The sequence below is a fragment of the Streptomyces sp. N50 genome, from assembly GCF_033335955.1.
Classification (GTDB): Bacteria; Actinomycetota; Actinomycetes; order Streptomycetales; family Streptomycetaceae; genus Streptomyces.
Genome location: NZ_CP137549.1, coordinates 5832964 through 5845149, shown reverse-complemented (window position 1 = coordinate 5845149; position 12186 = coordinate 5832964). Strand labels below are relative to the sequence as shown.

The following is a 12186-nucleotide window of genomic DNA, read 5'->3' as shown; positions in this document are numbered from 1 at the left end:
AACGGTGTTGGGCGGGGGGATCCCATGCGCCGTAACAGTCGGGGCGCACGACGTCTGAATCAGGTGCTCGCGGTCGCGGGCGCCGCCATCGCCGCGGGCGCGCTCGCCGGGGTCAAGTTCGTCGAGGGCGGCTGGCAGTTCCTGGTGATCTGCCTGCTCGCCCTGGGCACCGGCCTCGGCGCCTACTCCGGGCGCGCCTTCCAGAAACAGGCCGAGGGGCTGCCGCCGCAGGTGCTGATCAGTCATCCGCACGGCGACGAACCGTGGGCGCACTGGCTGGCCTGGCGGTTACGGCGGAGCGGGTATCTGACCTCCACCCGGCCGTGGGCGACCGCGGAGCACCCGGTGCCGCCGCCTCCCGAGGTGGCTCCCGACCATGAACTGATCATCGTCTCCCGGATGTTGGACGACGTGGGTCACCATCCCGGGCAGAGCCGGATCGCCCGCAGCCGCGGCAGATCGGCCCTCGTTCTGGTGACGGCGCACCACGACCCGCCGTTGACGCGCTGGGCCGGCTGCGAGGTGCTGACGCTGGCCGGGCGCGCCGCCGACGACGCGGCCGCCACCGTGGACGCCCGGCTGCACCAGGCGGGCGCGGTGCCGCTCCCGTCGTACACGGCCCCGCACATCGTCGGCGAGGTCGAACCGCGCTATCCGGCGCTGGGCCCGCTGATCAGCAACTTCGACCGGCGCGGTGCCTCCCACTTCACGGCCCGCCGCAGGGAACTGGCCCTGCTGCGCGAGGTCCTCGGCACGGTCAACGTCTCGCGCGACGCACGGACCTGCGCGATCCACGGGCTCAGCGGGATCGGCAAGACCCGGCTGGCGCTCGAGTACGCCCGCAGATACGAGGACCTTTTCGACGTCATCTGGCGGGTCGAGGCCGCGCACGCGCCCACCGCCCGGGCGAGCCTTCTCGACCTCGCCCACCGGCTCCACACGTCCCGTGACCAGCCCGCGGGCAGCACGGCGCAGCACGACGACCGGGACCCCGAGCAGACCCTCCAGGAACTGCTGTCGAACGAACTGCCCAGGACCAGGGCGCTGTTGATCTACGACGGCGCCGAGGACGACTCCGCGATCCGCCAGCTGCTGCCGGACGCCGGGGACGGCGGCCAGGTCCTGATCACCTCGGTCAACCCCGTGTGGCAGCGGAGCGCACCGCGCCACCGCATCGCCCTGGAAGCGTTCACTACCGAGGAGGCCGTCGCCTTCCTCAGCGACGCGAGCGGCATGGACGACGAGGCCGGACTGGCCAGGATCGTCGACCAGTTGGGCCGGCTGCCGCTCGCGCTGGAGTCCGCGGCCGCCTCGCTGCGCGACGATCCCGACATCGAGGGGTATCTGCGGGCCCTGGAGATCCGCTCGCAGCTGGCTCCCCCGACCCGCCCGGAGACGAGCCGCAGCGGTGCCCCCGCCTGGATCCTCTCCTTCAAGCAGGCCGAGGAGAAGGACGAGGTCGTGGGCCTGCTCCTGCGGCTGTGCGCCTTCCTGGCACCGCAGGGCATACCCGGCTACTTCTTCGAGGCCGACGGGGGCCGCACCGATCTGCTGCCGGAGCGGCTGCACGCCGAGGTGGCGGACCCGGCGCGGGGCCGCCGGATCAGGGAGACCGCCCGGAACTCCTCGCTGCTGACCGGCGAGGCGAAGCTCGTGATGCACGCACAGGTGCAGGCGGTGATCCGCAAGGAGATGTCCGTCGCGGAGCAGACCGAGAACGCGGAGGCAGCGGCCTACCTGCTCAACGGGTGGTTCCCGCAGGACCCGGACCGGGAGGGGACCTGGCCGCGGTGTGTCGAGCTGCTCCCGCACGCCCGGGCCGTGCTGGACCACTGCCGGGAGCTCGGTGTCGTCGACGAGGACACCTCGGATCTGCTGCAGAGCATGGGCGAGTACTTCCGGGTGCAGAGCGACCGCGTGGAGGCGGAGCGGCTTCTGACGGACGCCCTGGCACAGCGCGTGCGGCTGGGGGGCCGCAACACCTCACCGGTCGCCAACACCCTGGTGTCGCTCAGCCGGCTCAAGTTGCTGAGTGCCGAACTGCTCGAAGCCCGGACCTTCGCCGAGGAGGCACTCGCGATCCGCCTCCGCATCGACGGCGAGCGCGAGCCGCGCACGCAGGAGAGCCGGATGCAGCTCGGGCGCGTCCTGCGTGAACTCGGCGACTTCGAAGGGGCGTCCGAGGCCGCGGCCGAGACGCTGCTGCGCCTGCGACGGCTGGACGAGCCCAACCCCCTGAAGATCGCCGACGGTCTGATCGACCTGGGTCTGGTCCGCTGGCGGCAGGGGAAACTCCCCGCGTCGGTGGACCTGTACCGCGAAGCGCTACGGCTCCTGGAGCGGACCCCGGGAGGAAGCGAGCCCGCGCGCCGCAACCCGACGGCGTTCGTCCACCAGTCACTGGGGCTGGCCCTGCTGGACTCCCACGACCTGGAGGGAGCCGAACAGCACCTGCGGACCGCCCTGGACATCCTGGAACGCGCCGGGTACGCGGACGGGCACCCGGTCGTCCTCTCCTCGTCCGTGCATCTGGGCGAGACGCTCAGGCAGCAGGCGGCGAGGTTCCGGGGCCACCGCGACCGGCGCTCCAGCAACGCGCGTGAGCGCTCGTTCCCGGGGAACGCGAGGCCGAGCGGCTGCTCGCGGAGGCGAAGCACATCTTCGACGAGGTGCTGTCCGCACCCCACATGAACGGCGACCGCGACCACCCCGACCGCGCCTGCGCCCTGGTCCGCTACTCGCACCTGCTGCACGAACTGGGCAACAGCGAGGCCGCGATGACGGAGGTCACGAACGCGATCGGGATCTACACCGGCAAGTACGGAGCCCAGCATCCCTACGTGGCCGAGGCCCGGTACCGCAGGGCCCTGATCCTCAAGGGATCCGGCGGCCAGCCCCAGCGCTGGCAGGAGGACCTGACGACGGCACGCGAGATCTACGGCCGCGTCCATCCCGCCGACCACCCCCTCATCGCGCAGATCGAGGAGGAACTGCGGGACGCACCCTGAGCGGGCGGGCGGGGCCGCGAGCGGTCCGGCGCTTCTTCACACGGCCGACAGGTCACCCCGCGCCGGCGTCGGCACCTGCCTCTGCCTCTGCCTCCGCCTCCGCGAAATAGATCACCAGCGTCTGTTCCGGCTGCTCGGCCAGGTGGAAGGCCGTGTAGGTGTAGGTGACCGGGATGGTGCGGCCGGGCGGTCGCAGGCGTTTGCGGCCGCTGTGGCGGGCCTGCACCTCGTACCGGGGCCACCAAGAGCGGGCCTCCGGGCTGTGCTCGTGGAGTTCATCGACGATGCGGGTGTAGCGCGGGTCGGTGGGGTGCCGGCCGGCCAACGCGCGGAGGCGGGCCAGCAGGCCTCGCGCCTCGGGTTCCCAGTCGGCCAGGACGTCCCGGGCCAGGGGTTCGAGGAACACCCAGCGCAGGAAGTTCGGGGGCCGGTCAGCTGGCGCGGTGAGGTTCGGGAACAGGTCGGCGGCGGGCTGGTTGTGGGTGAGCACGTCGTAGTTGCCGTCGATGATGTAGGCCGGGTGCGGCCGCAGCAGGAGGGGGACCGACGCCACCTCGGTGGTGAGCGGCTCGAAGGGCTCGGGGTCGGTCGGCGGGGTGTGGTGACCGGCCAGGCGGAGCAGGTGGTCGCGCTCGTGCCGGTTCAGGCGCAGTACCGAGGCCAGGGACTCCAGTACCTGCTCGGAGGCGCGGATCTCCCGGCCCTGCTCCAGGTACGTGTACCAGGTCGCGCTGATCCCGGCGAGCAGGGCAAGTTCCTCCCGCCGGAGACCTGGCGTGCGGCGGCGGCCGGTCTGCGGGAGGCCCACCTCGTCCGGTGTGACACGTTCCCGGCGGCTGCGCAGGAACGCGCCCAGTTCCTGACGCCGGTCCAGCTGATCGACCAGCGGGCGCGAATGGTTCGGCATCGTGCGTGGCATCCCTGATTCCAGAATAAACACGGTCTGGATACCAGGCTAAGTCCGTTCCAGACTGATGCCAAGAGATCGAACGAGCAACAGAGTTCAGGAGGTCCACCATGTCCGGAATCGACGGAGTAGACGGGATCGACGGCATCGACGGGATCGACGGGATCGACGGGATAGACGGGATAGACGGCAAGGTCGTGGCGATCACCGGTGCCGGCAGCGGAATCGGTGAGGCGACCGCGCTGCTGCTGGCCGGGCGGGGTGCGCGGGTGGTGCTGGGCGGCCGCCGGGAGGAGCGGCTGGCGGAGGTGGCGGCCCGGATCGAGAAGGCGGGCGGTGTCGCCGTACCGATCCGTACCGACGTGACCCGGCGGGACGATCTGCACGCCCTGGTCGCGCTGGCCCGTGAGCGGTTCGGGCGGCTCGACGTGCTGTTCGGCAACGCGGGCGCCGGACCGATCTCGCCCCTCGACGATCTGCGGGTCGACGAGTGGGACGAGATGGTCGACGTCAACGTGAAGGGCCTGCTGCACGGGATCGCGGCCGCGCTGCCGGTCTTCCGCGCGCAGGGTTCCGGCCACTTCGTCACCACCGCGTCGACGGCCGGGCTCCGCGTCGCGCCGAACATGGCCGTCTACGCCGGCACCAAGTTCGCGGTCCGGGCCATCTGCGAGGGGCTGCGCCAGGAAGCGGGCGAGTCCCTGCGGGTGACCACCGTCTCGCCCGGTGTGATCTCCACCGACTTCGCCGAGGCCTCGACGAACACTCAGGTCAGGGAGCAGATCACGGACATGCGGGACCGCCTGGCGATCCCGCCCGACGCGATCGCCCGTGCCGTCGCCTTCGCCATCGGGCAGCCGGCCTCCGTCGACGTGAACGAGATCGTCGTACGGCCCACCGCGCAGGCCTGATCCCCGCGCCCGGTGGCGCGCGGCCCTCAGTACCGCACGGCGCTCTGCGCCAGCGGCGGATACACCGCACTCGGCACGCCGTCCACCGTCGCCCCCGCGTACTTGAGCATGTCGCCGACCTGCCGGTTGAGGTCGTAGGGGAAGTTGAGGGTGGGCGTGGACACCTCGTCCAGCGTCGCCGTCTGGGCCGGGGTGAGGCTGAGGTCCAGGGCCGCGAGGTTGGCTTCCAAGTGGGCCAGGGTGCGCGGGCCGATGAGGGTCGAGGTGATGCCGGGGCGGGACCGGACCCAGGACAGCGCTACGGCGGCGGAGGTCGCCCCCGTCTCCTCCGCGACCTCGGCGACCGCGTCGATCACCGTGAACTGGGCGGGAGTTGGGGCACCGAGGACGGCGGAACGCCTGGTGTCGGCGGGAGTTGACTGCTCGCGGGTGTATTTCCCAGACAGATAGCCGCTCTTGAGGGGGCTCCAGGGCAGCACGCCCATCCCCGCGTCCTGGGCCAGCGGGATCAACTCGCCCTCGATGGTGCGTTCCAGGAGGGAGTACTCCAACTGCAGTGCGGTGACCGGGGTCCAGTCCCGCAACAGGGCGGTGGTGTGCGCCTTGGCCGTGAACCAGGCCGGGGTGTCCGAGAAGCCGACGTACCGGATCTTGCCCGCCGTCACCAGGTCGTCCAGCGTCCGCAGGGTCTCCTCGACCGGGGTCGAACGATCGTGGTTGTGCAGCCAGTACAGGTCGATGTAGTCGGTGCGGAGGCGGCGCAGCGAGTCCTCCAGCTGGCCGATGACCGCCTTGCGGCTCGCGCCGCCGCCGTTCGGGTCGCCGAGGTGGAGGTTGCCGTAGAACTTGGTGGCCAGCACGAGCCGGTCGCGCAGGCCGGGGCGGGCGGCGAGGAAGTCGCCGAGGATCGCCTCCGAGTGGCCGTTCGTGTAGAAGTTCGCGGTGTCGACGAAGTTGCCGCCGCGGTCGAGGTAGGTCTGGAGGATCTTCTCCGACTCCTCGACGCTGCTACCGAAGCCGCCGTCCTCGCCGAAGTTCATCGCGCCCAGGCAGAAGGGGCTGACCTTGAGGCCGGAACGGCCGAGACCGACGTACGAGTCGAGTGCCATGAAATGCTCCCGAGGGGAGATGGGTGGAATACCGACTCCTCAAGGGCACCACTCTGACCAGCGGAATCGTTAGGGCGATCCCACCGCCCGCTTGCACGATCCTGTCGATCTGTCGTGCGGGCCGACGGTTGCGGGCGGTCCCTCCCGGTGCTTGGATCGGGGCGTGCACCCACCCGCGCTTCTGACGGAACTGCGCGCCCTGATCGACCGGCACGCGTCCCGCACGCCCCTCGCCGTCGACGGCCTGATGCTGACCAGGGCCGACGAGCCGGAGGCGCCGAGCGCGAGCGTCGCCCGCCCCGTCCTGGCGATCGTGGCGCAGGGCTCGAAGCGGCTCACCCTGGGCGACCGCGTCCACGACTACGGAGCCGGCCAGTACCTCGTCGTCTCGGTCGACCTCCCGGTTGCCGGCCACTACACGCGGGCCAGCCCCGAAGTACCCTTCCTCGCCTGCGGGTTGGCCCTCGAACCCGCGAAGATCGCCTCCCTGCTGCTCGACACGGGAGCCGCTCCACTCCCCCGCGGGACGACCACCCCGCACGGTCTCGCCGTGTGCGACGCACCCGCCGAACTCCTCGACGCGGCGGTGCGGTTGCTCCGGCTGTGCGACCGCCCCGACGACGCGCGCGTCCTCGGCCCGCTGGTCGAGAAGGAGATCCTGTGGCGGCTGATCACCGGTCAACAGGGCGCCCTCGTACGGCAGATCGGCCTCGCCGACAGTCAACTCACCCATATCGGCAGGGCCATTCACTGGATCCGCGACCACCACACCGAGACCCTCCGCATCGACGACCTGGCCCGCCTCGCCGGCATGAGCGCCTCCCCCTTCCACCGCCACTTCCGCGCGGTGACCGCCCTGACCCCGATCCAGTACCAGAAGCGCATCCGCCTCCAGGAGGCCCGGTTGCTGCTGATGAGCAGCGCGGGGGACGTCTCCGACGTCGGTTTCGCGGTCGGTTACGACAGCGCGTCCCAGTTCAGCCGCGAATACCGCCGCGCCTTCGGGAGACCACCGGGGCAGGACGCGGTGCGGCTGCGCGGCGGGGCGGCGAACAGCGGTGCCCGGAAGGGGAGTTGAGCCCGGCCGGGTTGGTCAGCCTCCGCTGCCGTACGGCCGTGTCAGGATCTCCAGGACGTGGCCGTTCGGGTCGTCGAAATAGACCCCGCGGCCGCCGTCGTTCGTGTTGATCTCGCCCTCGCGGCGGTGCGCCGGGTCCGCCCAGTACGTGAGACCCGCCTCCCGGATCCGCCCGAAGATCGCGTCGAAGTCGTCCTCCGAGACCAGGAACGCGTAGTGCTGCGCAGTGATCTCGGCGAAGCCCGAACCGGGCTGGTCCATGTAGTCGAGGGTCACCCCGTTCGGGATCGCGACCGGGATGAACGGGCCGTACTGCGGGCTCACTCGGAGTCCGAGCAGGTCGGCGAGGAATCGGGCCGACGTGTGTTTGTCGTGCGCGGCGACGATGGTGTGGTTCAGCTGAACGGTCATCGTGTGGGCCTCCTCATGCCCAAGCTACTCCGACGGCAAGTTAAGGTAAGCCTTACCTGGCCGGATTCGATCGGAGAGACAGTGACAGTGCGTGCGTTCAAGAGGAAGGCTGTCACGGCGATGGTCGCCGTGTCCGCCGTCGGGGGGTTGCTGGCCGGGTGTTCGTCGTCCTCCGCCGACAACGATGCCGAGAAGTCCGGCGAGGGCTCGCAGAACAAGGTGATCGGCGCCTCGGAGGGGCCGGACGCCGCGCCCAGCACCCTCGCGACCGGCATGGGCTCGGACAACGACACGGACGGCACCTTCCCCCGTACCGTCACGCACTTCGAGGGCAGGACGACCATCAAGTCGAAGCCGACGAAGATCGCCGTGCTGAGCACGGGACAGCTCGACGACCTGCTCTCTCTCGGTACGGTCCCGACGGCCACCACCCGTGCCGACAACGCCGGCCTCGTCCCCGACTACCTCGCGGACGCCTTCCCGGCCGACAAGTCGAAGCTCGCCGCGATGACCGACGCGGGCACGCGCCAGGCGCCCAACCTGGAGACGCTCGCCGCCGCCAAGCCCGACCTGATCCTCGCCAACGACTCGCTCGGCGACCTCTACCCGAAGCTGTCGAAGATCGCGCCGACCGTCATCACCGCCGGCAACGGCATCAACTGGAAGCGCGACCTCCTCCTCGTCGGCGACGCGATCGGCAAGGGCCAGCAGGCGCAGAAGCTGCTCGACTCGATCGTCGAGGACGCGGGCGAGAAGGGCGAGGCGCTGTCGAAGACCTCCGTGTCGATGCTGCGCTTCACACCCGGCCGTACCCGGATGTTCGGTGTCTCCTCCTTCACCGGTTCCATCGCCGTCGACATGGGCCTCGACCGGCCCAAGTCCCAGCAGTTCAAGGCGATTTCGGAGGACATCGGCGCCGAGAGCATCGACAAGGCCGACGGCGACTGGATCTTCTACTCCGTGCAGGGCGACGCCTCCAAGACGGATGCCGCGAGCGTGCTCGCCGGGCCCCTGTGGAAGTCGATGTCGGCGGTGAAGGCCGGCCACGCCGTGAAGGTCGACGACGACCCCTGGTACCTCAACGCGGGCCCGACCGCCGCCCGCCTGGTCGTCCTCCAACTCGCCGAGGACATCAGCAAGTAGAAGAACGACCGGAGAGCACCTCGTGCGCGTCAAACGCCTCGCCTGGCCGGCGGCCACCCTCGCGGTGGCCGCCGCCGTGCTGCTCAGCCTCGCGGTCGGCACCCGCCCGATCCCCCCGTCCGAGGTGCTCAACGCGCTGTTCCACGGCGGGAGTTCACCGGACGCGCTGGTCGTACGGTCGCTACGGCTGCCCCGCACCGAGATCGGGCTGACGGCGGGCGCGGCACTCGGCGTGGCGGGCGCCGCGCTCCAGGCCGTCACCCGCAACCCGCTCGCCGACCCCGGCATCCTCGGCCTCAGCCAGGGCGCGGCGGCGGGCGTCGTCCTCGCCATCGCGACGGGCCTCGCGAGCGGTTTCAGCGGCTACGTCTGGTACGCCTTCGCCGGCGCCGTCCTCGCCGCCACTCTCGTCTACGGCATCGCCGCGCGCGGCCGGGGCGGGGCCTCACCGGTCAAACTCGCCCTCGCCGGTACGGCGTTGTCGGCGATGACGGCGGGCGGTACGACCGTCGTCCTGACCTCCAGCTCGGCCACGCTGGACCAGTTCCGGTTCTGGCAGGTCGGCTCGCTGAGCGGCCGGGACGCCGACACGGTCGTGGAGATGCTGCCGTTCCTGGCGGCCGGGGCGGTGCTGGTGCTCGCCTGTGCGCGGGGGCTGGACGCGCTGGCCCTCGGGGACGAGACGGCGCGGGCGCTGGGCCATCGGGTGGGGGTCGTCCGTGTGTGTGCGGCGCTCGGGGCGACCCTGCTGGTGGCGTCCGCGGTGGCCGCCGCCGGCCCGATCGCGTTCGTCGGCCTCGCCGTCCCGCACCTCGCCCGCCGTCTCACCTCCGGCGGCCACCGCGCCCTGCTTCCGCTGTCCGCACTGCTCGGCGCCGCGCTGCTGGTCGGGGCGGATGTGGCGGGGCGGGTCGTGCGCTCCCCCGCGGAGGTGCCGGCCGGGGTGATGACGGCGTTGGTGGGGGTGCCGGTGCTGGTGGTACTGGTACGGCGGAAGGCGACGGCCGTATGAGCGCGACTGGTGTCACCGTCCTCCGCCCCCACCCCTCCATCTCCCTTCTCCTGCACCGGCGTTCGGCCGCCGTGGCCGCAACTCTCGTCCTCGTCCTGGCCGTTGCGATGACCGCCGCCGCCTGCTGCGGCCAGACCTACGTCTCACCCGGCGAGGTATGGCACACGCTGCGCACCGGATCTGGTCAATACGACCTGGTCGTCAACGAGTTGCGGGTCCCCCGGATCGTGCTGGGCGCGCTGGTCGGTGTCGCCCTTGGCCTCTCCGGAGCGCTCGTGCAGACGGTCACCCGGAATCCGCTCGCCAGTCCGGACGTGATCGGGGTCGGGCACGGTGCCGCAGCCGCGACCGTACTCGCGCTCTCCGCCGGAGTCGTGAACTCACCCAGCGCCATGCCGGCCATCTCCGTCCTGGGCGGACTCGCGGCCGCAACGCTCGTGTACGTGCTGGCATGGCGGCACGGGATGCAGCCAAGTCGGTTCGTGCTGACGGGAGTCGGGATCGGCGTCGCGCTGTCGGCCGTGGTGCAGCTGTATCTCTCGGACAGCGAGCTGCAGGCCGCCGAGACGGTCAAGCTGTGGCTGACCGGTTCGCTCAACGGGCGGGGCTGGGAGCAGGCGGGGCCCCTGGCCGTAGTACTGCTCCTGTGTCTGCCCGCGTTGGTGTGGGCGAGCCGGGCCCTGCGGCCGCTCGGGCTGGACGCCGACACGGCGGCCTCGCTGGGCGTGCGGGTGGATCGGACGCGGCTCGCGGTGACCGTGCTCGGGGTGGTGCTGGCGGCGACGGCGACGGGGGCGGCCGGGCCGATCGGGTTCGTCGCGCTGACCGCGCCGCAGTTGGCCCGGCGGCTCACCCGTACGCCTCAACTGCCGTTGGTGTGCTCGGCGTTGACGGGCGCGGTGATTCTCGTTGCCGCCGACCTCGCTGCCCGCACGGTGCTGCCTCCGCTGGAGGTTCCGGTGGGGGCGCTCACCTCGTTGGTGGGTGGGCCGTATCTGCTGTGGCTGCTCGGGCGGAACAGGGTGGGGGGCTGAGGGTTCGTCGGCGGCTGCGGGTGAGTGGGGGCTGGTCGCGCAGTTCCCCGCGCCCCTAAAGGCGTGGCGGCTGCGGGTGCGTGGGGGCTGCCTCGCGCCCCTTGGGTAGGGACGCGCCAGGCGCCTTTTTTAGGGGCGCGGGGAACTGCGCGACCAGCCACGACGGCGCCGCAGCCACCGAACCAGGCGAAGGACCCCGAAGCAGTTCCAGGGGCGCGAGGAACTGCGCGACCAGCCCCCACGGCCCCGCAGCCGCCACGCTTTTAGGGGCGCGGGGAACTGCGCGAGCAACCACGACGCACCCGCACTCGACAACGCACCGGGCCCCGGAGCAGTGCGGCTCCAGGACCCGGGGTGAAGGGACGGCGTCAGATCGTCGCCGTGTCGATCACGAACCGGTACCGGACATCACTCGCCAGCACCCGCTCGTACGCCTCGTTGATCTGGTCCGCGGAGATCAGCTCGATCTCCGCGCCGAAACCGTGCTCCGCGCAGAAGTCCAGCATCTCCTGGGTCTCCCGGATACCGCCGATACCGGACCCGGCGAGGGTCTTGCGGCCGCCGATCACGGAGAAGAGGTTGAGCGAGACGGGCTCCTCGGGGGCGCCGACGTTGACCAGCGCGCCGTCCGTCTTCAGCAGCGACAGGTACGCGCCGAGGTCCAGCGGAGCGGACACCGTGGACACGATCAGGTCGAGCGTGCCGCGCAGCTCCTCGAAGGTCTTCGGGTCGCTGGTGGCGTAGTAGTGGTCGGCACCCAGCTTCAGGCCGTCCTCCTGCTTGCGCAGCGACTGCGAGAGGACGGTGACCTCCGCGCCGAGCGCGTGCGCGATCTTGACGCCCATGTGGCCGAGGCCGCCCATGCCGACGATCGCGACCTTCTTGCCGGGACCCGCGTTCCAGTGCTTCAGCGGCGAGTACAGGGTGATGCCGGCGCAGAGCAGCGGCGCGGCCTCGTCGAGGGCGATGCCCTCGGGGATGCCGAGGACGAAGTTCTCGTCGACGACGACCTTCTCGGAGTAGCCGCCGTAGGTGGGCTCGCCGTCCTTGTCGAGGGCGTTGTACGTGCCGACATTGCCACCGGTGCAGTACTGCTCCAGGCCCGCCTTGCAGTTGTCGCACTCGCGGCAGGAGTCGACCATGCAGCCGACGCCGACGCGGTCGCCGACCTGGAACTTGGTGACGCCGGGTCCTACCTCGGAGACGATGCCGGCGATCTCGTGGCCCGGGACCATCGGGAAGATGGCCTTGCCCCAGCCCTCCTGGGCCTGGTGGATGTCCGAGTGGCAGATACCGGCGAACTTGATGTCGATCAGGACGTCGAACTCACGGACGGCCCGGCGCTCGATGGTGGTGCGCTCCAGGGGAGCCTTGGCGGCGGGGGCGGCGTACGCAGCGACTGTGGTCATGCCGGAACACTCCTAGGGGGGATGCGCGCCCGGCCGCCTTCTGACCGGGCACGATGCCAAGCCTGCCCGAAAGTCCCGAGGCTACCCAGGCCACGGTCCTGCGTACGTCTGCTGTGCCTACCACCAGCGAGGTCAGGCTCCTGTTCGTACGACCGGGAATACTG

General features: G+C 71.0%; 11 protein-coding genes. 7 read left to right on the top strand and 4 right to left on the bottom strand.

Annotation, left to right across the window (positions count from 1 at the left end; genetic code table 11):
• Positions 1 to 24: 24 nt before the first annotated feature.
• Positions 25 to 2691: a tetratricopeptide repeat protein gene (locus tag R2B38_RS26410; protein ID WP_318018460.1), complete on the top strand. Its 2667-nt coding sequence runs from the start codon at positions 25 to 27 to the stop codon at positions 2689 to 2691.
• Complete coding sequence (locus tag R2B38_RS26405; RefSeq protein WP_318018459.1) at positions 2670 to 3008, top strand: hypothetical protein; 339 nt, start codon at positions 2670 to 2672, stop codon at positions 3006 to 3008. Before R2B38_RS26410 ends, R2B38_RS26405 begins: the two co-directional genes overlap by 22 nt.
• A gap of 52 nt (positions 3009 to 3060) precedes the next feature.
• Here the strand turns inward: R2B38_RS26405 and R2B38_RS26400 are convergent, their stop codons facing one another.
• The gene (locus R2B38_RS26400) at positions 3061 to 3915 is read right to left on the bottom strand and encodes a helix-turn-helix transcriptional regulator (RefSeq protein ID WP_318018458.1); all 855 of its coding nucleotides are present in this window, start codon (positions 3913 to 3915) and stop codon (positions 3061 to 3063) included.
• A 173-nt stretch (positions 3916 to 4088) separates the two neighbouring features.
• On the opposite strand from R2B38_RS26400, the gene R2B38_RS26395 reads away from it, so the two are divergent.
• Positions 4089 to 4826, top strand: coding sequence for an SDR family oxidoreductase (locus tag R2B38_RS26395; protein ID WP_318021794.1), 738 nt, complete (start codon positions 4089 to 4091; stop codon positions 4824 to 4826).
• A 26-nt stretch (positions 4827 to 4852) separates the two neighbouring features.
• On the opposite strand, the gene R2B38_RS26390 is transcribed toward R2B38_RS26395, so the two are convergent.
• Positions 4853 to 5935: an aldo/keto reductase gene (locus R2B38_RS26390; protein WP_318018457.1), complete on the bottom strand. Its 1083-nt coding sequence runs from the start codon at positions 5933 to 5935 to the stop codon at positions 4853 to 4855.
• Between the two features lie 163 nt (positions 5936 to 6098).
• Here R2B38_RS26390 and R2B38_RS26385 point away from each other — a divergent pair, with 163 nt between their 5' ends.
• Positions 6099 to 7013, top strand: a complete 915-nt coding sequence (locus tag R2B38_RS26385; RefSeq protein WP_318018456.1) for an AraC family transcriptional regulator — start codon at positions 6099 to 6101, stop codon at positions 7011 to 7013.
• 15 nt (positions 7014 to 7028) lie between these two features.
• Here the strand turns inward: R2B38_RS26385 and R2B38_RS26380 are convergent, their stop codons facing one another.
• On the bottom strand, positions 7029 to 7424 hold the full coding sequence (locus tag R2B38_RS26380; protein WP_318018455.1) for a VOC family protein: 396 nt from the start codon (positions 7422 to 7424) through the stop codon (positions 7029 to 7031).
• A gap of 120 nt (positions 7425 to 7544) precedes the next feature.
• On the opposite strand from R2B38_RS26380, the gene R2B38_RS26375 reads away from it, so the two are divergent.
• The 3 genes from R2B38_RS26375 to R2B38_RS26365 are packed head-to-tail and all read left to right on the top strand — an operon-like array spanning position 7545 to position 10613.
• Entirely contained in the window at positions 7545 to 8567 is a 1023-nt protein-coding gene (locus R2B38_RS26375; RefSeq protein ID WP_318021793.1) for an iron-siderophore ABC transporter substrate-binding protein, read from the top strand.
• A gap of 22 nt (positions 8568 to 8589) precedes the next feature.
• Positions 8590 to 9579: an iron ABC transporter permease gene (locus R2B38_RS26370; RefSeq protein ID WP_318018454.1), complete on the top strand. Its 990-nt coding sequence runs from the start codon at positions 8590 to 8592 to the stop codon at positions 9577 to 9579.
• Positions 9576 to 10613 carry an iron ABC transporter permease gene (locus tag R2B38_RS26365; protein ID WP_318018453.1) on the top strand — a complete coding sequence of 346 codons (1038 nt, stop codon included), beginning with the start codon at positions 9576 to 9578 and terminating at the stop codon, positions 10611 to 10613. The genes R2B38_RS26370 and R2B38_RS26365 overlap by 4 nt, the downstream gene beginning before the upstream one ends.
• A gap of 368 nt (positions 10614 to 10981) precedes the next feature.
• Here R2B38_RS26365 and R2B38_RS26360 read toward each other — a convergent pair whose 3' ends face one another.
• Positions 10982 to 12022: an NAD(P)-dependent alcohol dehydrogenase gene (locus tag R2B38_RS26360; protein WP_318018452.1), complete on the bottom strand. Its 1041-nt coding sequence runs from the start codon at positions 12020 to 12022 to the stop codon at positions 10982 to 10984.
• Positions 12023 to 12186 lie beyond the last annotated feature (164 nt).